The sequence below is a fragment of the Antarctobacter albus genome (assembly GCF_900101505.1).
GTDB classification, from domain to species: Bacteria; Pseudomonadota; Alphaproteobacteria; order Rhodobacterales; family Rhodobacteraceae; genus Antarctobacter; species Antarctobacter albus.
Genome location: NZ_FMZI01000003.1, coordinates 267,700 through 293,280 on the forward strand (window position 1 = coordinate 267,700; position 25,581 = coordinate 293,280).

At 64.2% G+C, this 25,581-nt stretch carries 28 protein-coding genes; 23 read left to right on the forward strand and 5 right to left on the reverse strand.

The features are described from left to right. Positions 1-292 precede the first annotated feature (292 nt). The 12 genes from BLQ71_RS06875 (at position 293) to BLQ71_RS26960 (ending at position 8,092) form a co-directional block, all read left to right on the forward strand. A complete protein-coding gene (locus BLQ71_RS06875) occupies positions 293-1,141 on the forward strand; it encodes an HpcH/HpaI aldolase/citrate lyase family protein (RefSeq protein WP_074621172.1) in 849 nt (282 codons plus the stop codon). Positions 1,142-1,177: 36 nt separating this feature from the next. Next, a complete protein-coding gene (locus BLQ71_RS06880; protein WP_074621173.1) occupies positions 1,178-1,723 on the forward strand; it encodes an NnrU family protein in 546 nt (181 codons plus the stop codon). Between the two features lie 4 nt (positions 1,724-1,727). Next, the gene (locus tag BLQ71_RS06885; RefSeq protein ID WP_043136354.1) at positions 1,728-1,931 is read left to right on the forward strand and encodes a DUF1737 domain-containing protein; all 204 of its coding nucleotides are present in this window, start codon (positions 1,728-1,730) and stop codon (positions 1,929-1,931) included. A gap of 3 nt (positions 1,932-1,934) precedes the next feature. Beyond that, positions 1,935-2,963 (forward strand): MaoC family dehydratase, encoded by a 1,029-nt coding sequence (locus tag BLQ71_RS06890; protein WP_043136355.1) that lies wholly within the window; start codon positions 1,935-1,937, stop codon positions 2,961-2,963. Positions 2,964-3,098: 135 nt separating this feature from the next. Continuing rightward, positions 3,099-3,302: a hypothetical protein gene (locus BLQ71_RS06895; RefSeq protein ID WP_043136359.1), complete on the forward strand. Its 204-nt coding sequence runs from the start codon at positions 3,099-3,101 to the stop codon at positions 3,300-3,302. Positions 3,303-3,717: 415 nt separating this feature from the next. Continuing rightward, positions 3,718-4,101 carry a succinate dehydrogenase, cytochrome b556 subunit gene (gene sdhC / locus BLQ71_RS06900; protein WP_074621174.1) on the forward strand — a complete coding sequence of 128 codons (384 nt, stop codon included), beginning with the start codon at positions 3,718-3,720 and terminating at the stop codon, positions 4,099-4,101. Positions 4,102-4,114: 13 nt separating this feature from the next. Continuing rightward, a complete protein-coding gene (sdhD, locus tag BLQ71_RS06905; RefSeq protein ID WP_043136364.1) occupies positions 4,115-4,486 on the forward strand; it encodes a succinate dehydrogenase, hydrophobic membrane anchor protein in 372 nt (123 codons plus the stop codon). Between the two features lie 79 nt (positions 4,487-4,565). Continuing rightward, positions 4,566-6,368, forward strand: coding sequence for a succinate dehydrogenase flavoprotein subunit (sdhA, locus tag BLQ71_RS06910; RefSeq protein ID WP_069209183.1), 1,803 nt, complete (start codon positions 4,566-4,568; stop codon positions 6,366-6,368). Continuing rightward, positions 6,368-6,673 (forward strand): hypothetical protein, encoded by a 306-nt coding sequence (locus tag BLQ71_RS06915; RefSeq protein WP_074621175.1) that lies wholly within the window; start codon positions 6,368-6,370, stop codon positions 6,671-6,673. The genes sdhA and BLQ71_RS06915 overlap by 1 nt, the downstream gene beginning before the upstream one ends. Then, positions 6,661-6,987, forward strand: a complete 327-nt coding sequence (locus BLQ71_RS06920) for a hypothetical protein (protein WP_229754782.1) — start codon at positions 6,661-6,663, stop codon at positions 6,985-6,987. The genes BLQ71_RS06915 and BLQ71_RS06920 overlap by 13 nt, the downstream gene beginning before the upstream one ends. 10 nt (positions 6,988-6,997) lie before the next feature. After that, positions 6,998-7,777 carry a succinate dehydrogenase iron-sulfur subunit gene (locus BLQ71_RS06925; protein ID WP_043136370.1) on the forward strand — a complete coding sequence of 260 codons (780 nt, stop codon included), beginning with the start codon at positions 6,998-7,000 and terminating at the stop codon, positions 7,775-7,777. A 183-nt stretch (positions 7,778-7,960) separates the two neighbouring features. After that, the gene (locus BLQ71_RS26960) at positions 7,961-8,092 is read left to right on the forward strand and encodes a hypothetical protein (RefSeq protein ID WP_268236799.1); all 132 of its coding nucleotides are present in this window, start codon (positions 7,961-7,963) and stop codon (positions 8,090-8,092) included. Between the two features lie 150 nt (positions 8,093-8,242). Here the strand turns inward: BLQ71_RS26960 and BLQ71_RS06930 are convergent, their stop codons facing one another. Further along, positions 8,243-9,406: a type III PLP-dependent enzyme gene (locus BLQ71_RS06930; protein WP_074621282.1), complete on the reverse strand. Its 1,164-nt coding sequence runs from the start codon at positions 9,404-9,406 to the stop codon at positions 8,243-8,245. A gap of 326 nt (positions 9,407-9,732) precedes the next feature. On the opposite strand from BLQ71_RS06930, the gene BLQ71_RS06935 reads away from it, so the two are divergent. Both BLQ71_RS06935 and BLQ71_RS06940 read left to right on the forward strand, forming a co-directional pair. Next, complete coding sequence (locus BLQ71_RS06935; RefSeq protein ID WP_069209181.1) at positions 9,733-9,936, forward strand: hypothetical protein; 204 nt, start codon at positions 9,733-9,735, stop codon at positions 9,934-9,936. 57 nt (positions 9,937-9,993) lie between these two features. Beyond that, on the forward strand, positions 9,994-10,842 hold the full coding sequence (locus BLQ71_RS06940) for an urea carboxylase-associated family protein (protein ID WP_074621283.1): 849 nt from the start codon (positions 9,994-9,996) through the stop codon (positions 10,840-10,842). 113 nt (positions 10,843-10,955) lie between these two features. Here the strand turns inward: BLQ71_RS06940 and deoD are convergent, their stop codons facing one another. The 3 genes from deoD to BLQ71_RS06955 form a co-directional block, all read right to left on the reverse strand. Beyond that, on the reverse strand, positions 10,956-11,660 hold the full coding sequence (gene deoD, locus BLQ71_RS06945; protein ID WP_074621176.1) for a purine-nucleoside phosphorylase: 705 nt from the start codon (positions 11,658-11,660) through the stop codon (positions 10,956-10,958). Between the two features lies 1 nt (position 11,661). After that, positions 11,662-11,970, reverse strand: a complete 309-nt coding sequence (locus tag BLQ71_RS06950; RefSeq protein WP_074621177.1) for an H-NS histone family protein — start codon at positions 11,968-11,970, stop codon at positions 11,662-11,664. A 259-nt stretch (positions 11,971-12,229) separates the two neighbouring features. Continuing rightward, positions 12,230-14,203 (reverse strand): protein meaA, encoded by a 1,974-nt coding sequence (locus BLQ71_RS06955; RefSeq protein ID WP_074621178.1) that lies wholly within the window; start codon positions 14,201-14,203, stop codon positions 12,230-12,232. A gap of 296 nt (positions 14,204-14,499) precedes the next feature. On the opposite strand from BLQ71_RS06955, the gene BLQ71_RS06960 reads away from it, so the two are divergent. The 6 genes from BLQ71_RS06960 (at position 14,500) to BLQ71_RS06985 (ending at position 20,917) form a co-directional block, all read left to right on the forward strand. Then, complete coding sequence (locus BLQ71_RS06960) at positions 14,500-15,843, forward strand: 1-acyl-sn-glycerol-3-phosphate acyltransferase (protein ID WP_074621179.1); 1,344 nt, start codon at positions 14,500-14,502, stop codon at positions 15,841-15,843. A gap of 234 nt (positions 15,844-16,077) precedes the next feature. Beyond that, positions 16,078-17,364 (forward strand): crotonyl-CoA carboxylase/reductase, encoded by a 1,287-nt coding sequence (ccrA, locus tag BLQ71_RS06965; RefSeq protein ID WP_043136379.1) that lies wholly within the window; start codon positions 16,078-16,080, stop codon positions 17,362-17,364. 216 nt (positions 17,365-17,580) lie between these two features. Continuing rightward, complete coding sequence (locus BLQ71_RS06970; protein WP_074621180.1) at positions 17,581-17,790, forward strand: hypothetical protein; 210 nt, start codon at positions 17,581-17,583, stop codon at positions 17,788-17,790. Beyond that, entirely contained in the window at positions 17,720-18,457 is a 738-nt protein-coding gene (locus BLQ71_RS06975; protein WP_074621181.1) for a helix-turn-helix transcriptional regulator, read from the forward strand. The genes BLQ71_RS06970 and BLQ71_RS06975 overlap by 71 nt, the downstream gene beginning before the upstream one ends. Positions 18,458-18,570: 113 nt before the next feature. Then, positions 18,571-19,212 carry an acyl-homoserine-lactone synthase gene (locus tag BLQ71_RS06980; RefSeq protein WP_074621182.1) on the forward strand — a complete coding sequence of 214 codons (642 nt, stop codon included), beginning with the start codon at positions 18,571-18,573 and terminating at the stop codon, positions 19,210-19,212. A 169-nt stretch (positions 19,213-19,381) separates the two neighbouring features. Next, positions 19,382-20,917 (forward strand): ATP-dependent DNA helicase, encoded by a 1,536-nt coding sequence (locus BLQ71_RS06985; protein ID WP_074621183.1) that lies wholly within the window; start codon positions 19,382-19,384, stop codon positions 20,915-20,917. 144 nt (positions 20,918-21,061) lie between these two features. Here BLQ71_RS06985 and BLQ71_RS06990 read toward each other — a convergent pair whose 3' ends face one another. Continuing rightward, complete coding sequence (locus BLQ71_RS06990; protein ID WP_074621184.1) at positions 21,062-22,069, reverse strand: NADP-dependent oxidoreductase; 1,008 nt, start codon at positions 22,067-22,069, stop codon at positions 21,062-21,064. A 97-nt stretch (positions 22,070-22,166) separates the two neighbouring features. On the opposite strand from BLQ71_RS06990, the gene BLQ71_RS06995 reads away from it, so the two are divergent. From BLQ71_RS06995 to BLQ71_RS07005, 3 genes are all read left to right on the forward strand, one after another. Further along, positions 22,167-23,801: a long-chain-fatty-acid--CoA ligase gene (locus BLQ71_RS06995; RefSeq protein WP_074621185.1), complete on the forward strand. Its 1,635-nt coding sequence runs from the start codon at positions 22,167-22,169 to the stop codon at positions 23,799-23,801. Then, positions 23,791-24,234, forward strand: coding sequence for a MaoC family dehydratase (locus BLQ71_RS07000; RefSeq protein WP_074621186.1), 444 nt, complete (start codon positions 23,791-23,793; stop codon positions 24,232-24,234). The genes BLQ71_RS06995 and BLQ71_RS07000 overlap by 11 nt, the downstream gene beginning before the upstream one ends. Before the next feature lie 94 nt (positions 24,235-24,328). Continuing rightward, positions 24,329-25,564, forward strand: a complete 1,236-nt coding sequence (locus BLQ71_RS07005; RefSeq protein ID WP_074621187.1) for an acyl-CoA dehydrogenase family protein — start codon at positions 24,329-24,331, stop codon at positions 25,562-25,564. Positions 25,565-25,581: the final 17 nt, after the last annotated feature.

Sequence of the window (25,581 nt, forward strand, 5' to 3'; positions counted from 1 at the left end):
CGGATGATGACGCGGCTTTGCCGCGCGCCCGGCACAGGGTAGGTCCCCTCGATCCCGGCGTGCCGTCCCTGTGGCCCGGCGCGCCTTGCCGCTTTGACGGCATGGGGATGATCGTCCACCCGGACCCGCTACAATCAGGTTAACGCAGCGTGCGTTGCGTCGATTCCGCCCCGCTTTCGGCGCCATTGTGCACCAAAATATACCGAATTGCTGCAATGCGGCGACTTCGGCCTTGAATAATCCCTCCAAAAATGCGCATTACCGCGCAACATTATTTCTCGAGGAGACTCAGATGGACCTGCGCGCACGCCCTTACCGCTCCGTTCTGTACATCCCCGGCTCCAAGGAGCGGGCGCTGGAAAAGGCCCGCGCCATGCCCATCGACGCCATCATCTTCGACCTCGAAGATGCTGTCGCGCCGGCCGAGAAACCTGCTGCCCGCGCGATCCTGGCCGAGGCGCTGACCCGCCCCTACGGCAACCGTACCCGCATTGTGCGCATCAACGGGTTCGACACGGAATGGGGCAAGGCCGACGCCAAGGCTGCCGCGGCGATGGACTGCGACGCCATCCTCTTGCCCAAGGTCGAATCCACTGCCCAGCTGGACGCCCTGGCAGAGCTGACGGACAAGCCGCTCTGGGCGATGATGGAAACGCCCGCCGGCATGTTGGCCGCGAACGAGATTGCCGCCCATCCCCGCCTGCAGGGCATGGTCATGGGCACCAACGATCTCGCCAAGGAGTTGAACTCGCGCTTCCGCGCGGACCGTCTGCCGATGCTGACCGGGCTTGGCCTTTGCGTTTTGGCCGCCAAGGCGCATGGCAAGGTCATCGTCGATGGCGTCTACAATGCCTTCAAGGACGACGCGGGGCTGCAGGAGGAATGCGCCCAGGGTCGCGACATGGGCATGGACGGCAAGACGCTGATCCACCCCGCCCAGGTCGACATCGCCAATGCTGCCTTTGCCCCCGGCACAGAGGAAATCGACCTGGCCCGCCGCCAGATCGACGCCTTTGAGGAGGCCGAGAAGGCAGGGCAGGGCGTTGCCGTGGTCGATGGCAAGATCGTCGAGAACCTGCATGTCGAGACCGCCCGCAAGACCCTCGCCAAGGCCGAGGCCATTGCGGCCCTGGCCGATTAACAGCAGGGTCCCGGCGAACAGCTAGGGAGACCAGCCATGCTTCTATTGATTCTCGGTGTCGCGCTATGGTGGGCGGCGCATCTCTTCAAGCGGATTGCCCCCGGCCTCCGCGACCCGATGGGCGAAAAGGGCAAGGGCCTTGTCGCGCTGGCACTGCTTGTCAGCGTTGTCCTGATGATCTTCGGCTATCGAATGGCCGATGGTGCCTTCTTTTGGGGCCGTCACCCGGCGACCGTGGGCATCAACAACCTGCTGATCCTCGTCGCCATCTTCATGATGAGCCCGGCGCCGAAAAAGGGGAAGCTGCTGGCCGGGATGCGTCACCCGATGCTGACGGGCTTTTTCCTCTGGGCCGTTGCACACATCCTGGTGAACGGCGACGTGCCCAGCCTTGTCCTCTTCGGCGGCCTGGCCGTCTGGGCCATCGTCGAGATGATCGTCATCAACCGCGCCGCCCCGAACTGGACGCCGCCCAAGCCGGGACCGATCAAGAAAGACGTGATCTTCCTTGTCGCCTCGATCATCCTCCTGGTGGTGATCGGCTATGTCCACAAGTGGCTTGGCTACAACCCCTTCGGATAAGCTCATGAAACTCTATCGCTTTCTCTCCGAGGACGACACCTCGGCCTTTTGCCACAAGGTCACCGCCGCCCTGAACAAGGGCTGGGAACTTCACGGGGCGCCCACCTATGCCTTTGACGCCGCCAACGGCGTCATGCGCTGCGGTCAGGCGGTCGTGAAGGAGGTCGACGGCACCTATACCCCTGACACCAAGCTGGGAGATCACTGACACATGGCCAAGACCAATCCGGGCCGCTTCTTCGAAGACTACACCGTGGGCGAGGTCATCGATCACGCCGTGCCGCGCACCGTGTCCGGGGGAGAGCGGGCGCTGTATCACGCGCTCTACCCGATGCGCCACGCGCTCTATTCCTCGGATGAATTCGCGCGGTCGTGCGGTCTGCCGGCGGCGCCGATCGACGATCTGGCCGCTTTCCACATCGTCTTCGGCAAGACGGTCCCGGATGTCTCGCTGAACGCCGTGGCGAACCTCGGCTATGCCGAGGGCCGCTGGCTGAAGCCGGTCTGGCCGGGTGACACAATCCGGTCGCAGTCCGAGGTGATCGGCCTCAAGCAGAACTCGAACGGGCGCACCGGTGTGGTCTACGTCCGCTCGCGCGGGCTGAACCAGCGCGGCGAAACGGTCATGGAATATGCCCGCTGGGTCATGCTGCGCAAACGCAACCTCGACGCGCCCGCGCCCGAGGCGGTGATCCCCGACCTCAAGAACAGCCTCGCACCAGAGGATCTGGTGATCCCCGAAGGTCTGGATTTCACCAGCTACGACTTCACCCTTGCGGGTGAAAAGCACCGGCTGTCCGACTACGAGATCGGCGAGACCATCGACCACGTCGACGGTGTCACCATCGAAGAAGCCGAACACATGATGGCCACGCGCCTGTGGCAGAACACCTCCAAGGTGCATTTTGACGTCACCGCACGGCCCGACCAGCGGCTGATCTATGGCGGGCACGTCATCTCGATGGCGCGGGCATTGTCCTTCAACGGTCTGGCCAATGCGCAGGTCATCGCAGGCCTGAACGGCGGCGCCCATGCCAACCCCTGCCTTGCGGGCAATACTGTCAAGGCCTGGTCCGAGGTGCTGGACAAGGCTGAGACCTCTGCCCCCGGTGTCGGCGCAATCCGGCTGCGGCTGGTGGCGACCAAGGGCGGCGCCCCGTTCGAACTCAAGGGGCCAGATGGCAAATACCTGCCCGACGTGCTGCTTGACCTCGATTACTGGGCGCTGATGCCGGTCTGAGTCTGCCTCCCCCGGTCACGCCGGTGGCGGGGGGAAGACCATACAGACCAAAGGCCAATGGAAGGAAATGTGACACCTGGAATAAAGCTTTGCGACATTGCGGCTGCTGTGCCGCCCGATCCGGAGAGCCTGTCCATGTCGTCATTCAAACTGCCCGAAGCCTCGCATGATCTGCTCGAGATTCCGCGTCAGGACATCCCGGCGGTGGTGCATGATCTGATCGGGCGCCGCAGCTTGTCGGCGCTGGTCCGCACCATTCATGGCGAACTTGCCTCGGAAGATCCCGGCCTGCGCCGTCAGGCGCGGATGGCCCTGGACCGGCTGGGCTTCCCCGAGTAACCCGCCCTGGCCGTACAAGGGCAGGACGGGTCTTCATCCCGTCCTGCCTTGCGCGCCAATCCGGTCTGCTTTCTCATGCCGAACGAGGGGCGGCGCCTCTTTCCTGGTGCGCGGTCTCTGACTGGCGGTCAGTTTGTTCGCGTGCTGGCGGGCACCTTGTCGTCATCGCCATTGTCTGCGCCGACTATCCCGACCGAATCCGTCAAAAACTCTTTCGGGAGCCGACCAAACAATCGGCAGGGGAAGGCGTGTCACGTTAGCGCAAATATGTGATCACAGCCCGCGATTGCGTGATCACAAACTGCGCAAATCCGCCTGATTGCGCCAAAAAACCGCAGAAATCCCATACAGGGCCTCGTGACACGGCCCTTGAAAGCATTAAACAGAGAGCGACGGAACCGAAAGGACATCATTCATGGCCGACGTGAACCGGGGCAACCGCCCGCTCTCACCGCACCTGCAGGTCTACCGCCCCCAGCTGACATCGATCAGTTCGATCCTCACGCGCATCACCGGCAATGCCCTGTTGCTTGGCGCGCTGCTGGTGGTCTGGTGGTTCCTGGCCGCCGCCACTTCCGAAGCCTACTTTGACACCGCCAACGCGGTCCTGACCTCTTGGTTCGGCGACCTCGTCATGCTCGGCTCGGTCTGGGCCATCTGGTATCACACGCTGGCCGGCGTGCGTCACCTGATCTGGGACGAGGCCAAGATGCTGCAGATGGACCAGGCAGAGATGCTGGGCTGGGCCGTCATCATCGGCTCTGTCGTCCTGACCCTTTTCACCATCATCGTCGTCTGAGGAGGCCCCCGAAATGGCATTTCTGACCGACCGCAAGCGCGCCGTTGGCTGGGGCGCGGCCAAGTCCGGCACAGCGCACCACTGGGCGATGAAGAAAAGCTCTGTCGCGCTGCTGATCCTGGTGCCGCTCTTCGTCTTTACCTTCGGCGGCGCCCTTGGGGGCACCTACGAAGAGGTGACCGCCTATTTCGCGCGTCCCTTCCCGGCGATCATCGCGGCACTGACCATCCTGGTGGGCTTTCACCACTTCAACATGGGTGTGCAGGTGCTGATCGAGGACTACGTTCATGGCGCGATGGAAAAGATCCTGATCCTCGTCATGACCTGCCTCAGCTACGGCGCCGCCGCCGTCGGCCTCTTTGCCATCGCGCGCCTCGCGCTCTGAAGCGCCGGCAGCCCCCTATCGCCAGAGACGGCGCTCGCACGGATCGCCGTCCCCCGCACAGATGAACAGGTAAACACCAATGGCAGCATACGAATACGAGACGCATGATTATGACGTCGTGGTTGTCGGGGCTGGCGGCGCGGGTCTGCGCGCCACGCTCGGCATGGCCGAACAGGGCCTGCGCACGGCCTGCGTGACCAAGGTTTTCCCGACCCGCTCGCACACCGTCGCAGCCCAGGGCGGCATCGCCGCCTCGCTGTCGAACATGGGGCCCGACAACTGGCAGTGGCACATGTACGACACCGTCAAGGGCTCGGACTGGCTGGGCGACACGGACGCGATGGAATACCTCGCCCGCGAGGCGCCCAAGGCGGTCTACGAGCTTGAACACTACGGCGTGCCCTTCAGCCGCACCGAGGAAGGCAAGATCTACCAGCGTCCCTTTGGCGGCCACACCACCGAATTCGGTGAAGGCCCGCCGGTGCAACGCACCTGCGCCGCCGCGGACCGCACCGGCCACGCCATCCTTCACACGCTCTATGGCCAGTCGCTGAAGAACAACGCCGAGTTCTACATCGAGTATTTCGCCATCGACCTGCTGATGGAAAACGGCGAGTGCAAGGGCGTCCTCTGCTGGAAGCTCGACGACGGCACCTTCCACGTCTTCAACGCCAAGATGGTCGTGCTGGCCACCGGCGGGTACGGTCGCGCCTATTTCTCGGCCACCTCGGCCCATACCTGCACCGGCGACGGCGGCGGCATGGTGGCCCGCGCGGGCCTGCCGCTCCAGGACATGGAATTCGTCCAGTTCCACCCGACCGGCATCTACGGCTCGGGCTGCCTCATCACCGAAGGGGCGCGGGGCGAAGGCGGCTACCTCACCAACTCCGAGGGTGAGCGGTTCATGGAACGTTACGCCCCCACCTACAAGGACCTCGCCCCGCGCGACTATGTCAGCCGCTCGATGACGATGGAGATCCGCGAGGGACGGGGCGTGGGCGCCGAGGGCGATCACATCCACCTCAACCTCAGCCACCTGCCCGCCGAGGCCCTCGCCGAACGTCTGCCCGGCATTTCGGAATCGGCCAAGATCTTTGCCGGTGTCGATGTCACCAAGGAACCGATCCCGGTCCTGCCGACCGTGCACTACAACATGGGCGGCATCCCGACGAACTACTGGGGCGAGGTGCTGAACCCGAGTGCCGATGATCCGACCGCCGTCGTGCCGGGCCTCATGGCCGTGGGCGAGGCGGGCTGTGCCTCGGTGCACGGTGCAAACCGTCTCGGCTCCAACTCGCTCATCGACCTCGTGGTGTTTGGCCGCGCCGCCGCGATCCGTGCCGGCAAGGTCGTGAACCCCGAAACCGCCGTTCCCGCGGCGCCGGTCTCCGAGATCGACAAGGCCTTCGACCGGTTCGACGGCATCCGCAACGCCAGCGGCACGGTGCCCACCGCCGAGCTGCGACTGGAGATGCAGAAGACCATGCAGCGTGACGCCGCCGTCTTCCGCACCGCCAAGACGATGGCCGAAGGTGTCGAGGCAATGACAGCCATCGCCGCCAAGATGGACGACCTCAAGGTTACCGATCGCAGCCTGGTCTGGAACTCGGACCTGATGGAGACACTTGAGCTGACCAACCTGATGCCCAACGCGCTGGCCACCATCGTCGGCGCAGAGGCCCGCAAGGAAAGCCGCGGCGCCCATGCGCACGAGGACTTCTCCGAGCGTGACGACGAAAACTGGCGCGTCCACAGCGTTGCCCGCGTCGAAGGCAACAAGGTCGACCTCAGCTATCGCCCGGTCATCGTCGATCCGCTGACCACCGAGGACGAAGGCGGCATCAGCCTGAAAAAGATCGCGCCCAAGGCAAGGACGTTCTGATGCGGGGAGTGCTGCCAATTCTCCCCGTCATCGCGGGCATTGCCCTGGGATCGGCCGCTGCGGCCAACCAGGCAGAGGCCTACAGGCTCTGCAAACCCGAGGCGGAACGCATCGCCGCGCAGGGCGGACATTACGGCTACAACACGCGCTATGACATGGCGCTGGATGCCTGCATGACCGCCTATCGGCCCAGCCATCAACAGGCCCAGTTGCCGGGGATCGGCACGCTGGCGCCGGTTGCGCCCGTGGGATGTTACCCGGGGGCGCCGACCATGTACCGGGGCACGCTCTATTGTATCGACTGAGCGGGCACATCGCCGCCCTGGCCCTGGCCGGGATGCTGGCCGCCTGCTCGCCGCAGGCCCAGGACGAGATCGCGCGCAGCGCCGCGCGCTCGGCCCTGACGCCCGTGGTGGCCGATACCTTCCCCGGCGTGCCGCTGGAACCCACGCTGGACTGCCTCATCGACAACGCCAACGCGCAGCAGATCCGCGCGCTGGCGGCGGACGCGGTGATCGGCCCAACCGAAAGCACCGCCCAGATCGCACAGGACATCGCGTCCAAACCCGAAACCCTCCGCTGCCTGGCCGTGAACGGCCTGCCAGCCCTGCTTCGCTAAGGAGAGAGAGATGGTCCAATTCACGCTCCCCAAGAACTCGCAGATCAAGACCGGCAAGACCTGGCCCAAGCCCGAGGGCGCCAAGAACGTCCGCAAGTTCCAGATCTACCGCTGGAACCCCGATGACGGAAAGAACCCGCAGGTCGATACCTATTTCCTCGACATGGACGCCTGCGGTCCGATGGTCCTGGACGCGCTGATCAAGATCAAGAACGAGGTCGACCCGACGCTGACCTTCCGCCGCTCCTGCCGCGAGGGGATCTGCGGGTCCTGCGCGATGAACATCGACGGGATCAACACGCTGGCCTGCATCTACGGCCTGGATGAGATTTCGGGTGACGTGAAGATCTACCCGCTGCCGCACATGCCCGTGGTCAAGGACCTGATCCCCGACCTGACCCATTTCTACGCCCAGCACGCCTCCATCATGCCCTGGCTGGAAACCAAGACCAACCGCCCGGCGAAAGAGTGGAAACAGTCCATCGAGGACCGCAAGAAGCTCGACGGGCTGTATGAATGCGTGATGTGCGCGTCCTGCTCGACCTCCTGCCCGTCGTACTGGTGGAACGGCGACCGCTACCTCGGACCGGCGGCCCTGCTGCACGCTTACCGCTGGATCATCGACAGCCGCGACGAGGCCACCGGCGAGCGCCTGGACCAGCTCGAAGACCCCTTCAAGCTGTACCGCTGCCACACGATCATGAACTGCGCCAAGACCTGCCCCAAGGGGTTGAACCCGGCGCTGGCGATTGCCGAGATCAAGAAGATGATGGTCGACCGCGCGGTCTGATCCACCACCCATCGCAAGAGTTTGCCCCGGTTGCCCGCGCAGCCGGGGTTTTTCCTTGCTTGACGCAACTTCCCTTGCAGCGGGCGCAATCCAACCTTGCGACCTTGGCTGAGGTCATCGTCGGCGTCCGCGACTATGTAGCGGGTCAGGGAGGGGATTTGTCGAACCCGAAAGGCAACCCCGATGCAAGAGCAGCAGAAAACCACCGCCCAACGTGCCCTCGAAGCCCTCGACCAAGCCTGGGCCTACTTCACGCCCGAAAAACGTGTCGAGAGCAAGGCTCCGGTCTACGAGGACCTGCCGCTGGCCGCTTGACCCCGCGTGACCGGGGATCCTCCCCATCACCCGGATGACCAAACGCCCGACCGTCAGGCCGGGCGTTTCGCGTTTTAGGATGCGGTTCAGCCACGAATAACGCCCGGCCTTTCGACCGGGCGCGTCAGTGCCTGGGGGTGCCCCGCCGTGTCAGATCACCACCACGTCCAGCGGCGGGAACCCGTTGAACCCGATCGACGCATAGGTCGAGGTATAGGCGCCGCAATTGCGGATCACGATCCGGTCGCCTGCCGCCAGGCCGACGGGCAGTTGCACCGGTTGCTTTTCATAAAGAACGTCCGCGCTGTCGCAGCTCGGACCCGCCAGGATGCAGGAACCCATCGGCTCGAAATCCTTGTCGGTCACGAACTGGTAGCGGATCGCCTCGTCCATCGTCTCGGCCAGGCCCGAGAACTTGCCGATGTCCAGGTAGACCCAGCGGTGCAGGTCGTTCTCGGTCTTGCGCGACACCAGCAGCACCTCGGCGGAAATCGCGCCGCATTCCGCCACCAGCCCGCGGCCGGGCTCTGCCATGATCCGCGGCACATCGCCGAAACGCGCGCGCACCAGCCTCATGACCTCACCCGCATAGGCCTCGGGACCCTGCACCGACTGGCCGTAATAGGCCGGGAAGCCGCCGCCGATGTTCAGCAGGTCCAGTTCGAAACCGGCCTCCTGCGCCGCGTGCCAGACCTTTGCGACCTCGTCCAGGACCGGCGCCCACATCGCGGCCCGTCGGGTCTGCGACCCGACGTGGAAGGACAGGCCCACCGGACGCAGGCCAAGCATGACCGCGCGGCCCATCAGGTCCAGCGCCATTTCCGGTGCGCAGCCGAACTTCCGCGACAGCGGCCAGTCGGCTTCGGTCGCCATGACGAGAAGGCGGATGTAGACCTGCGCGCCGGGGGCGTTGCGCGCGATCTTGACCAGCTCTTCCTCGGCATCCGCGGCAAAGAGATCGACACCGGCCTCAAAGGCCCAGGCGATATCCGCCGGGCGCTTCACGGTGTTGCCAAAGCTGATCTCATGCGGCTCTGCACCGGCGGCAAGGCACATCTCGATCTCGGGGCGGCTGGCCGCGTCGAAACGCGATCCGGCGGCCACGAGCGTCGACAGGATTTCCGGCGCCGGGTTTGCCTTGACGGCGTAGTGGATGCGCGCGCGACCCAGGCCCTGTGCCAGGGCTGCGTACTGACGGGCGACCACTTCGGTGTCCAGGACCAGCGTCGGACGGTTGAAACGATGTGCGAGGATGTGGCGCTCGGCACGGGACAGAGTATCGCGGGCGGACAGCCCGGCGGCAAAAGCGTTCATGGTCATCTCCAATCAGACCCGGCCATTCCGGTTTCCCGGCGCAGACCGCTCAGTTCCAAGGGAGACGTTACCGTCGCTACGTAACCGCGTGGGTGCTGTTGCCCACCTCGACAGAGGTGCGTGCGTTGGCGTCTATGGCCGCGCATATGGGGCAGGGGCTCGAGTCGATCAAGACATAAATTCGGCTCGGACTCATTTTTTCCGGTCGGGGAGACAGCGGGCCGCGCGTTGCATTATTCGGACCTTTCCGGCGGGGCTTCGACGTTGGCAGACGGCTTGGCAGGGGCGGGCTTTTCGCCCGCTCGTCCTGGGGTTACACGGAGGCCATGTTCGTCGTCATCGGCCTCATCATCGCCTTTGTCCTGATCGCGGTCTTTTCCAACCGCGCCACGCGGTATTGCCGCTGGCGCGAACGGCGCGGCGCCGCGAGCAGCACATGGAGCTGCATCCATTGCGGGGCGCAGGTACAGGGCCTGCGCGGTGTGCCGCCGAAAGACTGCCACAGGGACCGGGCGCCGCCCCGGGGCTGAACGCGCTTGCCAATCCGGCTTCCCGCGTCTTCACTCCGCCCCGAAAGGAGCCACATGATGACCCAGCCCCCCGCCGATGCCCAGGCCCGCCGTGCCATACCCCCGGTGATCTGCTATCCCACGGAAACACTGCCGCAGCCTGACCTTCCGCTCTACCGCGCCGCACTGTCCGGCGCGGAGGTCACGGACACCACCCTGGCTCCGCCCCGCGACGCCTGCAGCTTTTCCGTTCCTGCCGGGCATTTCTTCCGCATCAGTTCGGTCGATGGGCCCCAGGTCGGGGACCTGAACCTCTGGAACGCCCATGACCTGACCGAGCGTTTCTACTCCGGCAAGACCCGCGCCCTGCACGGCACCCATGTCACCACCGGCGACCGGCTCTGGTCCAGCTTTCCCACGTTGCGCCCGCTTGCCACCGTGGTCGAGGACAGCCTTGACTGGTACGGCATCGACGCATTCGGCGGCTCGGTCCATGACGTGATCGGCACCCGCTGCGATCCCTACACCGGCAACCTGTTGTCGGGCACACAGTACCACCACTGTTGCCACTCCAACCTGACCCGCGCGCTGGCCGAGGCCCGGGATCTGCCGCTGCACGAGGCAGAGCGCCACGTCCACGACGTTCTCAACGTCTTCATGTGCACCGGGTTCACCCGCGACACCGGGCAATATTTCATGAAGGCCAGCCCGGTCCGCCCCGGCGATCATCTGACCTTCTTCGCCGAGATCGACCTCCTGGGCGCGCTCAGCGCCTGCCCGGGCGGGGACTGCTCGTCAGAGCACAGCTCCGATGCAGCCGCCTGCTACCCGCTCAAGGTCGAGGTTCTGACGCCTGCGGCGGGCGCATTGGGCGGTTGGCAGAGCCCGCAGGTCAACGGCTATAACCGCACACATGGCACGGACTGACCGGCTGCCTGTTTCTTTGGGCTGAAAATACCTCGGGGAGCGCGAGGGGCTGGCCCCTCGCATTTCCTTTTGGTCATCCGCGCCGGGCAGGGCGGCGTCCCCCCGCCAAGCCGTCATGCAAAGGCGGCTTCCAGCGCGATTTCCACCATCTCGCCAAACGAGCTTTCGCGTTCGTCCGACGACAGGGCCGCGCCCGTCGGCAGGTGGTCCGAGACCGTCAGCACCGCCAGCGCCCGCGCCCCGAACCGTGCGGCCACCGTGTATAGTTCCGCCGCCTCCATCTCGACCGCCAGGACGCCGTGGCGCACCATCTGGTCGTTCAGGTCCTGACGCTCGTCGTAGAACACGTCCGAGGAATAGATCCCGCCGACATGGGTCGTGACTCCATGTCCGCGCGCCGCCGCAACCGCCCGTTCCAGCAATCCGAAATCCGCGCAGGGCGCGAAATTCAATTCCCGGAAAAAGCCACTGGATGGAGTGGAAAGCGTGGTCGAAGTCATAGCGATCACGATATCGCGCAGCCCGACATGATCCTGCATCCCGCCACATGACCCGATGCGGATCAGCGTTTTCGCGCCGTAGTCGCGGATCAGTTCATTGGCATAGATCGACAGGCTGGGCATTCCCATGCCCGATCCCTGTATCGTGACCCGGTGTCCTTGCCATGTGCCGGTGAATCCCGACATGCCGCGGACATCGTTTATGCAGGTGGCGTTTTGCAGAAAGTTTTCCGCCGCCCATTTCGCGCGGCGGGGGTCTCCGGGCATCAGTACCGTTTCCGCGATGTCTCCGGGCGCGGCCCCGATATGGATCGTCATCTCAAAGTGCGAGATCGTCGAGCGTCTTGCCTTCTTCGAGCGCCGCGATCACCCAGTTGGGTTTGCGGCCACGGCCCGTCCAGGTTTGCGAGGGATCGGCCGGATTCGCGTATTTCGGCGCGCCCTTGCTGCCTTTGGGTCCGGCATCCAGAACCTCGTCCAGCGAGAAACCGAATTCTTTCGCGGCCTTTTCCGCCGCGCGTTTCGCCTCTGCGCGGCGGCGCGCATCGACCGATTTCAGGGCTTTTTGAGCGTCGGAAATCAATTTCTGAAGTTCATCACGCGAAAGAGCTTCCAGATCGATATCCATGTCTTTTCTCCGTTTTTCAAGATTGGCGGGTTCTCCACCCGATTTTGACAGCTTTCAACTGCTATTTTGTGTCAAAATATGGTGAGTCAAGCGCGCGCCGTAGCGTAACGAATTTTCGATATGCCGGGCGGCGGTTTTCTTCCTATTTCGAAAGCTGTCAAAGACCTGACGCGATATGGCGGCAGATGTAAATGGAAAAGGCCCCGCCAGTAGCGCGGGGCCTTTTCAAAGGATCATGTCCGATTTTCGGAATATCTGCCTATTCGGCGGCGACAGAGGCCGGATCGACCAGGGTCACGATATCGCGCATGATCGTGTTCAACTCGAAGTCCTTGGGGGTATAGACCTGCGCCACGCCCATGCCTTTCAGGCGCCGGGCGTCCTCGTCGGGAATGATCCCACCGACGATCACCGGCACATGGCCCAGCCCCTCGGTGCGCATCCGGGTCATCAGGTCCTCGACCAGCGGGATATGGCTGCCCGACAGGATCGACAGGCCGACCACATGCGCGCCGTCCTTGGCGGCCTCGACGATCTGTTCCGGGGTCAGGCGGATGCCCTCGTAGTCGATCTCCATGCCGCAATCCCGGGCGCGAAAGGCGATCTGCTCGGCGCCGTTGGAATGTCCGTCCAGTCCCGGCTTGCCCACAAGGAAGCGCAGCCGCTTGCCCAGCTTGTCGCTGACCGCGTCCACGGCGTCGCGCAGGTCGTCCAGCCCCTCGGTCTTGTTCGACACCGACCGCGACACGCCTGTCGGGCCGCGATACTCGCCAAAGACGCTGCGCATCTGCGCCGCCCATTCCCCCGTTGTGACACCCGCCTTGGCGCAGGCGATCGAGGCCGGCATGACGTTCTCGCCCGCGGCTGCCGCCGCGCGCAGGTCGGCCAGGGCGGCCTTGACCGCCGTGTCGTCGCGTTCCGCCCGCCAGGCGTTGAGTCGCCCGATCTGGTCCTGTTCCACCGCCGGGTCGACGGTCATGATGCCGCCGTCCTCGTCCATCAGCGGGCTGGGTTCGCCCTGCTGGAACTTGTTGACCCCCACGACCGTGGTCTCGCCGCGCTCGATCCGGTTCAGGCGTTCGGCGTTACTGTCGACCAGGCGGCCCTTCATGTATTCGATCGCCTCGACGGCGCCGCCCATGCCGTCGATCAGGGACAGCTCGTGCCGCGCGCCCTCTTTGAGCGCCTCGACCTTGGCATCCACCGCCGGGTTGCCGTCAAAGAGGTCGTCGAACTCCAGCAGGTCGGTTTCATAGGCCATGATCTGCTGCATCCGCATCGACCATTGCTGATCCCAGGGGCGGGGCAGGCCAAGCGCCTCGTTCCAGGCCGGCAGCTGCACTGCGCGGGCACGGGCCTTTTTCGACAGGGTGACGGCCAGCATCTCGATCAGGATGCGGTAGACGTTGTTTTCCGGCTGCTGCTCGGTCAGGCCAAGGCTGTTGACCTGCACGCCATAGCGGAACCGGCGGTATTTCGGGTCTTCAACGCCATAGCGCGTGGCGCAGATCTCGTCCCAGAGGTCGACGAAGGCGCGCATCTTGCACATCTCGGTCACGAAACGGATGCCCGCGTTCACGAAAAAGCTGATCCGCCCGACCAGCCGGGGGAAATCCTCTGCGGGGACGCGGGTCTTCAGCTCGTCCAGAACCGCCGTGGCCGTGGCCAGCGCAAATGCCAGTTCCTGCTCAGGTGTCGCCCCCGCCTCTTGCAGGTGGTAGGAACAGACGTTCATCGGGTTCCACTTGGGCACGTTGGTATAGCAGTACTCTGCCACGTCTCCGATCAGCTTCAGGCTGGGTTTCGGCGGGCAGATGTAGGTGCCGCGGCTCAGGTATTCCTTGATCAGGTCGTTCTGCACCGTGCCCTGCAGCTTGGACACATCCGCGCCCTGTTCCTCGGCCACCGCGATGTAAAGCGACAAGAGCCAGGGTGCCGTCGCGTTGATCGTCATCGAGGTGTTCATCTGTTCCAGCGGGATCTCGTCGAACAGCGTGCGCATGTCGCCCAGGTGGCAGACAGGCACACCCACCTTGCCGACCTCACCCTTGGCCAGGATGTGGTCGCTGTCGTAGCCCGTCTGCGTCGGCAGGTCGAAAGCCACGGAAAGCCCGGTCTGCCCCTTGGCAAGATTGTTGCGGTATAGCGCGTTCGAGGCCTGTGCCGTGGAGTGGCCCGCATAGGTGCGGATCAACCAGGGCTTGTCGCGGGGCGGCATCTGGGTCTCGGTCATCGGGGCCTCCGTGGCGTGAATCGTTGTTCGCAATCTTGTTGCGTCCGGATTGGGATACGCGAAAGATTATGTCGCTGTCAATTCGCCGCGTCGCAGCGCGAGCAGATGCAGCATAGGCGAGGTGCCAGGGCGCGGGAAAGCACGTTGGTCGCGCAGGCCCTGCCTTGCCGGAGGCCGGAAGGGGCGGGCTGACGGGTTTTGTACAAAATGCTGGAAACGGCGTACGTTTTGTACAAAACGTACAAAGCTCCGGTCGGGCTTGTCGTGGGCCTCATGGCCTGCAAAAGTCCCTCGGAATGACCGCACCCGTCACCCTTCCGCTCTGGCTGTTTGCCCTGATCTTCGCCTTTGCCGCGGTGAGTTTCGCGACCCATTTCCTGTTTCCTTCCGTGCGCTGGTTCCTGCGCAGACGGCTGGAAAAGGCCGTGGCGCGGCTGAACGAACGGCTGGAACGGCCCATCGAACCCTTCCGCCTTTTGCGTCGCTATGACCTGATCCAGCGCCTGCTCTATCACCCTGAGGTGACGCAGGCGATTGTCGAGTACGCCGCCAAGAACGGGGTGCGCGAAGACGTGGCCTTTGAAAAGGCCCGCCGCTATGCCCGTGAAATCGTTCCGTCCTTCTCTGCCTTCACCTATTTCGGGCTGGGTCTGCGTGGGGCGCGCTGGCTGTCGAACACGCTGTACCGCGTGCGACTGGGTCACCACGAGGCCGACGCCCTGAGCACAATCGACCCCGAGGCGACGGTGATCTTCGTCATGAATCACCGCTCGAACATGGACTATGTCCTGGTCACCCACCTTGCGGCCAACCGGTCGGCCCTGTCCTACGCGGTGGGAGAGTGGGCGCAGGTTTGGCCATTGTCGCAACTGATCCGCGCGATGGGGGCCTATTTCATCCGGCGCAAGTCGAGGGACGCGCTCTATCGCAAGGTCTTGCGGCGCTATGTGCAGATGGCCACAAGCGGCGGTGTTACCCAGGCGATTTTCCCTGAAGGCGGGCTAAGTCTCGACGGTGCTCTGGCCGAGCCGAAGGTCGGCTTGCTGTCCTATATCCTCGACGATCTCGACCTTGCCGCGCGGGACGTGGTTTTTGTTCCCGTGGGTCTGAACTATGACCGGGTGCTCGAGGACAAGGTCCTGACGAAAGCCGATCAAAGCGGGACGCGGCGTTTCGATGCCTCTGTCAGTCGCGTGATCCGGGGGGTGTTCCACCAGTTCTGGCTGCGTATGACGGGGCGCTTCCACCGCTTTGGCTATGCGGCGGTCAGCTTTGGTGCGCCGCTGTCGCTGAGGGCCAATGTTCCGCTGGCGGGGGACGCGACGGACCTCGCGCGCGACCTGATGTCCCGGATCGCCCGCATCGTCCCTGTGCTGCCGGTGCCACTGGTCGCCTACCTGCTGATGCGGGGTCCGCAAAGCCGTGCGGATCTGGCAGCGGCCTTTTCCGCCGCGCTCGATGCGCTGCCGGATGCGCATGTCCACCTGCCGCGCAACAGCAGGGACTATGCCGTCGAAGTGGGCCTGCGAGCCCTGATCGAACGCGGCATCGTGCACGAGCAGGATGGCCGTCTTGCCATCGTCCCCGACCAGGCCGCGCTGGCCAACTATTACGCGCGTTCCATCGAACACCTGTTCTAATCCGATCTCATGCCACCCTCTTTTGGCTGCTCGCAGGTTCTGGCCTGCGGGTTCTGCAGGCGTGTCATGCTGCAGGCGCATTGGGATTTCTGCAGTTGCTGGGTCATAAAATTACAAAATCTGGACAAATGATGTTGCAATGTTGCGCAGCGACGAATATTCCAAGGGTCAGCCCCGCGATTCTGCGCCGCAGAACCGGTCCGAACATCAACACTGGCTTAACAGGAGGCCGTCATGGCTCTGGACACGCAAACAGGCATCGCCCAGTACGATGCACCGGAAAAAGACCTCTACGAAGTCGGCGAAATGCCCCCGATGGGCTACGTCCCCAAGAAGATGTACGCTTGGGCGATCCGCCGTGACCGTCATGGCGACCCGGAGCAGAGCTTTCAGCAGGAAGTGGTCGACGTCTGGGACATCGACAGCCACGAGGTGCTGGTTCTCGTCATGGCCGCCGGCGTCAACTACAACGGCGTCTGGGCCGGCAAGGGCGTTCCGATCTCTCCCTTCGACGTGCATGGCCAGGACTTCCACGTTGCGGGCTCCGACGCCTCGGGCATCGTCTGGAAAGTCGGTGACAAGGTGAAGAACTGGAAAGTGGGCGACGAGGTTGTCATCCACTGCAACCAGGACGACGGCGACGACGAGGAATGCAACGGCGGCGACCCGATGTTCTCGCCCAGCCAGCGGATCTGGGGCTACGAGACCGGCGACGGGTCTTTCGCTCAGTTCACCAAGGTGCAGGCCCAGCAGCTGATGCCGCGCCCCAAGCACCTGACCTGGGAAGAAAGCGCCTGCTACACGCTGACGCTGGCCACTGCCTACCGGATGCTCTTCGGCCACCACCCGCATGAGCTCAAGCCCGGCCAGAACGTCCTGGTCTGGGGCGCATCGGGCGGTCTCGGCTCCTACGCGATCCAGCTGGCGAACACCGCCGGTGCCAATGCGATCGGCGTGATCTCGGACGAGAGCAAGCGCCAGTTCGTGATGGACCAGGGCGCCAAGGGCGTCATCAACCGCAAGGACTTCAACTGCTGGGGCCAGCTGCCCACAGTCAACACGCCGGAATACAATGCGTGGCTGAAAGAGGCGCGCAAGTTCGGCAAGGCGATCTGGGACATCACCGGCAAGGGTGTGAGCGTCGACATGGTCTTTGAACACCCCGGCGAGGCGACCTTCCCGGTCTCCACCCTGGTGGTCAAGAAGGGCGGCATCGTGGTGATCTGTGCCGGTACTTCGGGCTACAACTGTACCTTTGACGTGCGCTACATGTGGATGCATCAGAAGCGCCTGCAGGGCTCGCACTTCGCCAACCTCAAGCAGGCCGCCTCGGCCAACCGCCTGATGATCGAGCGCCGTCTTGATCCCTGCATGTCCGAGGTTTTCCCCTGGAACGAGATCCCGGCCGCGCACACCAAGATGATGAACAACGAGCACAAGCCCGGCAACATGTCGGTCCTGGTGCAGGCGCCCAAGACCGGGCTGCGCACGCTCGAGGACTGCCTGGACGCGCGCAAGTAAGAATCTCATCGGTCTGACAGACCTTCCGACGCCCGCGAATCGCCCCCCGGCATCGCGGGCGTTTTACGTTCCCGCGGTCACCTCAAAGCTTTCAGTCACTTGGCGAGACGCCCCCTCGCTATTTCTGGGGAGTTAGATTCCGTGAATTTTGCGCTCTCCCGGCGCATGCTAGAGTTGTCTTAATGAAGCGTTAACCATCTATGCACGAGGCTGATCATGGGACATGACTGGATTTTGGACGTTCTCACCGACCTGAAAACATTCGCACGCGCCAACGGCATGCCGTCGCTGGCCGCGCAACTGGATGATGCCGCATTCGTGGCACAGGCGGAGATCACGTCCCAGGCCGAGGGTAATGGCATTGGGCTTTTTGTCGGGAAACGCACCGCGACTGGACGGGCTGATCGAGCGGCTCGAATCCGCTGAAGGACTCGAGGATCTGCAGATCCTCATAGAGGAACTGCGCGACAGGTACGGGGTCGATCACATTGTCTATCATTGGGTCAACAGCAATGGCGAACAATACGGGTGCGGGACATATGACCTGGAATGGGTCAACCGCTACCTCGATAAGGGCTATCTGCGTGTCGATCCGGTGGTGGCAGGGTGTTACCAGAGATTCCACCCGGTCGACTGGAAGCGGCTGGACTGGTCCAGCAAGGCGGCGCGAGCCCTCATGCAGGATGCCATCGCCTATGGAATCGGCAACCAGGGCTATTCGATTCCGCTGCGCGGACCGAACGGCCAGTTCGCCCTGTTCTCTCTCTCGCACAATTGCAGCGACGAAGAATGGGAGGACTTCACGATAAGCAACCGGCGCGACCTGATCCTGGTGGCGCATTACTTCAACCAGAAGGCACTGGAATTCGAACCGGGACGCACACCTGACCCAGCTCAGCCCTTGTCCCCGCGCGAGATCGAAGCCATGACCCTCCTCGCCGTGGGCTATAGCCGGGCGCAAGCCGCTGATACCCTTTCGATTTCCGAGCATACCCTTCGGGTCTACGTCGAAAGCGCCCGCCATAAACTGGGTGCGCTGAACACTACTCACGCGGTCGCCCGGGCGCTCAGCCGGGGGGTGATCGTGGTCTGAGGACGCGCTTTGGTAAAGCCTGCGTTCTAGCAGCGCGCGCTCAGGTTGAATCCCGTTAACCATTCCAGCGGCAATCTTTCCCCATCGAATACACATTCCGAGGGGAAAACGAAATGATCCGCTACATCTACGGCACCGACCTGCACAAGTTCCCGAAGCTGGCTGAATCCATGTTCCGCGACCGCGCGGACCAGTTCAAGACGCGCCTGGGCTGGGAAGTCAGCGTCGACGAAGAGACCGGTTACGAGCGTGACGAATACGATGACGAGAACCCGCTTTACGTCATTTGGGAAAACGCCGACGGCACGCATGGGGGCTCCATGCGCCTGTTGCCTACCACGGGCCGCACGATGGTGAACGATCATTTCGTCCACCTGACCGACGGCGTGCGCATCCAGTCGCCTCTAATCTGGGAGTGCACGCGTTTTTGCCTGTCCCGAGGTGCGACACCGGGTGTCGCGGCGGCCCTGATGCTGGCTGGCGGCGAGGTCATGCAGGAATTCGGTGTGGAACATTACGTCGGCGTTTTCGATGCCCGCATGGTGCGGATCTATCGCCGCATCGGGTCCTCTCCCGAGGTTCTGGGCAGCCAGGGCCAGGGCCGCGAACAGATCAGTGTCGGCCTGTGGGAGTTCACGCCCGAGGGCCAGGCCCAGGTGTCGAAGAGCGCGGGCATCACACCGGAAATGTCCAAGCGCTGGTTCGCGCTGTCCTTTGGTCAGATCGTCCAGCCCAAGGAACTTGCGGCCGCCTGAGAGCGACCGGACAGGGCAGCCGACAGGCGCGCGTGGGCAGACGCCCGCGCGCGCTTTTTCTTGTCCGGACGGTGAGTGCGGTTGGCAAGAGCGGCCTCTTAAGTTTTCACCGGGAAGATGTGGCAAAGGGTTCTGGTGGCCGCGCTTGGCGCGGGATAGGGTGCGCCGCATGACAGTTCCCGCCCTTGTATTCTCCGATGATCAGGCCGCCGCCTATGACAGCGTGACCGAGCTTTTGCGCGGCGCGGGTGTCGATCTTGATGAAGGGCTGTGCCTGCCCGCGCAGGAAGGCCGGTCGCGCGTCATGGCACTGATGGGAAAGGCGGGTAGCGGCAAGACATTGCTTCTGGCCGAACTGGTCAAGGCACTGGAAGCGGTCGGGGTCGAGACCGTTTCGGGCGACTACGAAAGCCGCCGTGCCCGCGAGAAGCGGACGCTGGCAGTGCTGGCGCCCACCAACAAGGCGGCCAGCGTGTTGCGGATGCGCGGCGTGCCCGCGACCACCATTCACCGCATCATCTATACCCCGGTCTATGACCCCGAATATGAACGCGTCGCCGAATGGCTGATGGGCAACGAGGACGAACGGCCCGAGATCGAGGGGCTGGCCGATATCGCCCTGGATCGGGCGCTTGCCGTCTACGAACAACACAAGTCTATCCCGGCGGCGCTGGCGGCGGCGGGACTGCGCGGCAGCGATTTCATCACCGGCTGGAAGCGACGGGAAGAACCGCTAGACATCGGTTTTGTCGACGAATCCTCGATGCTGGACGAACGACAGTTCGACGACCTCTGCGAGATATTTCCCAACCTCGTCCTCTTTGGCGATCCCGCACAGCTGGCACCTGTGAACCAGTCGGGCAAGATGGTCTTCGACGGGATGAAGGACAGCCAGAAACGCGAGCTGCACCGCATCCACCGGCAGGAGGCGGACAACCCGATCCTGGACCTCGCCCATGCCCTGGCGGATCCGGCACTGGGGTTCGGAGACTTCGAGCGCATGATCGAAGAGGCCGCCCGCAAGGATGATCGCGTGGTCTACGCCAACCGGGTCGAGGTGGACCTGATGGCGCGTTCGCCGGTGCTGGTCTGGCGCAATGCCACTCGGATCCGGCTGATCAATGCATTTCGCCGGGTGCATGACGCACCCGAGGACAGCCTTCTGCCCGGAGAGCCGCTGATTTGCGACGGGATCGAGCTGCCGCTGAAACATCGGCGCAAGCGGCTGGACCTGGAGGCGCGGGGGCTGATCAAGGGCGCCCAGGTGATTTACCTCGGCCCGGGCAAAAAGCCGGGGTTCTCGCGGTTGCATGTCGTGGGCGCGATCGAGCCGCAGGTCTCGGCCGCTTCGATCGTCAAGATCGAGAAGCCCGAGGAGGAGGAGCCCTTCATTCCCTTCGCGGCGCGGATGGGGGCCACCTTTCTGCATGGTGCGGCGGTGACGATCCACAAGGCCCAGGGCTCGCAGTGGGAGGAGGTGCAGGTCTTTGCGCCGGATCTCTACGCGGCGGCGCGGACCGGTCGGAACGAAGCCGGGCAACCGCTGTGGAAGCGGCTGGCCTATGTGGCGATCACCCGCGCGCAATCGCGGCTGTACTGGGTTGTGCGTAATAGGCTGTCACGCCCGTCGGGGGCGTTGCGTGTCGATGACCTGAGCGCGCCGGCGGCCCCGCTGGAACTAACGGCTGAAGATCCGGCACTCTGACAGATCGAAAACCCGAGGGTGTCGCCGGGCCGGGACTGTTTGCGGCTGTGCCGCAAAGGCGCCCGCCCGCCGACCCGTTGAACAGGCTCCGCCTGTTTTCGATGTGCCGCGTCCCTGTGCAAGGGCCGGACGCCGGGATGCAGATCAGGCCAGTTGCACGATCTGCTTGCCGGTATTGCCGCCCGTCAGCATCGAGATGAAGGCCGCCGGCGCGTTTTCCAACCCCTGCGCCACGTCCTCGAGAAAGCTGATGTCGCCGGCGGCGACCCTGGGTGTCATTTCCTCCAGGAACGCCGGATAGCCGTCCCAATGGTCGAAGATGATGAACCCGTTGACCGAGAGGCGCTTGACCAGGATCGATCGCCAGACCTTTGGCAACCGGTCCTCTGTGCCGTCGGCGCCGCCGTACCAGGCGATTGTGCCGCAGATCGGGATACGGCCATGCGTGTTCATCAGCGGCATGACCGCCTCCAGCACCTTGCCGCCGGTATTCTCCCAGTAGATGTCGATGCCATCCGGGACCTCGGCGGCAATCGCCTCGCGCAGGGCGCAGGCGCGGTGGTCGATGGCGGCGTCGAAGCCGAAGCGTTCTGTCGCCAGCCGGCATTTCTCGGCCCCGCCCGCGATGGCGACGGTCCGCAGGCCTGCGGCCTTGGCCAACTGGCCGACCAGTGAGCCGACCGGCCCGGTCGCAGCGGCGACGGCCAGGGTTTCGCCTGCCTTTGGACGACCGAAGTCCCGCAGGCCCGTCCAGGCGGTGAAGCCCGGCATGCCGAGAACGCCAAGCGCCGTGGTGGGCGGCAGGCGGTCGTCGAGCTTGCGCAACCCCTGTGCGGGAACGACCGCGTGGCTGGCCCAGCCGGTCATGCCCGTCACCAGATCGCCTTCGGCGAAGGCCTCGTCGCGCGAGGCAATGACGCGGCCAACGCCCTGTCCGACCATCGTGCCGTCTATGTCGACCGAGGCGGCATAGCTGCCCGCATCGTCCATCCGCCCCCGCATGTAAGGGTCAAGCGACAGGTGCGTGACCTCGACAAACACCTCGCCCGCGCCCGGGGCCGGCATCGGCGCCTCTTTCAGCGCAAAATCTTCGGGCACGGGCAGGCCGGACGGGCGGCGGGCGAGGGCGATGCGGCGCATCTGGCTGGACATGGGCACTCCTTGCGTCACTTTCTGGAAAAACGGTTGCACGGTGGCAATGCTCGCGCGCAGTCTAACCGGACGCAGGCAGACGGCAAGGGAGGGCCAGATGCAAGGCATGATGATGCATATGCCGTTGAGGATCATCGAGATTCTCGACTACGCGGCACAGGCGCACCCGGGAGGAGAGATCGTCTCGGTCCGGACCGAGGGGGACATTCACCGCGAAACCTATGCCGAGGCCTTTGCCCGCGCCGGGCAGTTGGCGCATGGGCTGGCCGCCCTGGGGGTCAGCGACGGCGACCGCGTGGCGACACTGGCCTGGAACGGCTACCGCCACTTCGAGCTGTATTATGCGATCAGCGGAATGGGCGCGGTCTGCCACACGATCAACCCGCGTCTCTCTGCCGAGCAGATGTTGTACATCATCGGGCACGCCTCGGACCGGGTGATTTGCGTGGATCTAACCTTTGTGCCGATCGTCGAGGCGCTGGCGGACCATTTGCCCGAGGGGCTGACGCTGGTGGCGATGACGGACCGGGCGCATATGCCGGACAGCAAGCTGGACTGGCTGTGCTACGAGGACCTGTTGGAAGGGCAACCCAGTGCCTATGACTGGCCAGTGATGTCCGAGGACAGCGCGGCGGGGCTTTGTTACACCTCGGGCACCACGGGGAACCCAAAGGGGGCGCTGTATTCGCATCGCTCGACCGTGCTGCATGCGCTTTACCTGGCGGTGACGGTGCCGCGGTCGCTGCATGAGGGCGCGCGTATCCTGCCGGTGGTTCCCATGTTCCACGTCAATTCCTGGGGCCTGCCCTATGCGGCGCCACTGGTGGGGGCCTCGCTGATCATGCCGGGGGGCAAGCTGGACGGTGCCTCTGTCTTCGACCTGATGGAAGAGGAAAAGGTGACGGCCTCCTGGGGCGTGCCAACCGTCTGGCTGGGGCTTCGGGCCGAGGTGGAACAGCGCGAGGCGGTGCCCTCGGCGCTGGACCAGCTGGTGATCGGCGGGTCTGCGGCGCCGCGGGCGATGATCGAGTTCTTCGAGAAACGCGGGGTGGATGTCTGCCACGCCTGGGGCATGACAGAAATGAGCCCGGTGGGCACGCATGGACAATTGTCCAAACCGATGCACGAGTTGCCCTTCGATGAGCGCATGGCGTTGAAGGCAAAACAGGGACGGCGGGTCTTTGGGGTCGAATTGCGGATCGACGGCGAGGACGGCAAGCCTCTGCCTCATGACGGCACATCCTCCGGAGAGCTGCACGTGCGGGGGAACACGATCATATCCGGTTATTTCGGCGATGAAGACGCGACAGAGGGGGCCTTCGATGCCGACGGCTGGTTCGGGACCGGTGACGTGGCAGTGATCGACGAACTTGGTTTCCTGGCCATCCAGGACAGGGCCAAGGACCTGATCAAGTCGGGGGGCGAATGGATCAGTTCGCTGGACCTCGAGAACATCGCGATGGGGCATCCCAAGGTTGCCAGTTGCGCGGTTATCGCGGTGTCGCATCCCAAGTGGGAGGAACGTCCCTTGCTGGTGGTGGTCCCGCGCCAGGCCGATGATCCGCCGGACCTGGAGGAGATTCACGAGATGATGCTGGAGCATCTGGCGAAATGGCAGTTGCCGGACGCGATGGAATGCGTCGAAGACCTGCCGCTGACAGCGACGGGCAAGGTATCGAAACTGACCCTGCGCAAGCGTTTTTCGGACTACGTGCTGCCCGATGCTGGCTGACGACCTGAGGGACATGGCGCCGCGCGCGAGCGGCTGGGTGACGCTGGACGCGGCACGGGTCAGGCTGTTCGCCGATGCCACGGAGGACTGGCAGTTCATCCACCTGGACGAGGAACGGTCGGCGGCCGAAACGCCCTTTGGCGGCTGTGTCGCGCACGGGTTCCTGACGCTGTCGATGCTGTCCAAGATGTCCTACGAGGTGATGGAGGGGCTCGAGGGCGTCAGGTCCAGCATCAACTACGGCTTCGACCGCATCCGCTTCGTCTCGCCGGTCCGGGTGGGGCGTCGGATCCGGGGGCGTTTTACCGTGGCCAGTGTCGACGAACGCGACGGCTGTCTTGACGTGCATTGGGACGTGGAGGTCGAGATCGAGGGCGCCGAGCGGCCGGCGCTGGCCGCCAACTGGATCACGCGGTTGTACTTGGACGGGTAGCGACGACCACACATGGAACGGCGCGACGCCCATCCGCCCACCCGTGCGCGCCGCTCCATGCGCGGGCGGCGAGGGGCTGTCGAGAGGAGGGGACATGGACCTGGGGATGACGGAGCGTGTGCGCCTACTGGTGACGCAGGTGCGAGAGATGATCGACGAGGAGATCGCGCCGCTGGATGCCGAGTTTCATGCGCTTGTCGGCACGCATCCCTCGGGCAACCGCTTTGCCCTGGTGCCGCGGCAACTGGACATCCTGGACGGGCTGAAGGCCGAGGCCAGGGCGCGGGGGTTGTGGAATTTCTGGCTGACTGACTCCGACAGGGGCTATGGGCTGACCACGGTGGAATATGCCTACCTGGCCGAGGAAATGGGCAAGGTCGGTTTGGCGGCGGAGGTCTTCAACTGCAGCGCGCCGGACACCGGAAACATGGAGGTGCTGGAGCGTTACGGCGAAGACTGGATGAAGGCGCGCTGGCTGGCGCCCCTGCTGGAGGGAGAAATCCGGTCTGCCTATGTCATGACGGAACCGGATGTCGCCTCTTCGGATGCGGCGCAACTGGCCTTCGAGGCGCGGCGGGATGGCGATGACTACGTGCTGAACGGAGAGAAATGGTGGATCAGCGGCGCCGGCGATCCGCGCTGTGGGCTGTATATCCTGATGGCCTGTACCGACCCCGGTGCGGCACGACATGCCCGGCACACGATGTTCGTCATGGATCCGGGGACCCCCGGAATCGAGGTGTTGCGGCCGATGACCGTCTTTGGCCAGGATGATGCGCCGCATGGGCACATGCACCTGAGATTCACCGATGTGCGCCTGCCCGCCCGGAATGTCGTTCTGGGCGAGGGGCGCGGCTTTGAGGTGGCGCAGGGACGGCTGGGTCCGGGGCGCATACACCATTGCATGCGGGCCATCGGCCAGGCGGAGAAAGCATTGGAATTGATGTGCCGCCGGGGCCTGTCGCGCGAGGCTTTCGGCAAGCGCATCGCCGATCTGGGCGCCAATCACGACATCATCGCCAATGCCCGGATGGAGATCGAGATGGCGCGCCTGTTGTGTCTCAAGGCGGCCTGGATGATGGACACGGCCGGTGTGCGCGCGGCGCAGCCCTGGATTTCCAAGATCAAGGTGGTGGCGCCGCTGATGGCGGCCCGGGTGGTGGACGAGGCGATGCAGATGCACGGCGCGGGCGGGATCAGCCAGGACCATGATCTTGCCGCGATGTGGACGCATATCCGCACGTTGCGCTTTGCCGACGGACCCGATGCCGTCCACCGGCGACAGGTGGCGCGGGCGGAACTGCGAAAATATGCCAGCGAGAACCACTGACGGGTTCTGTTGCAGGT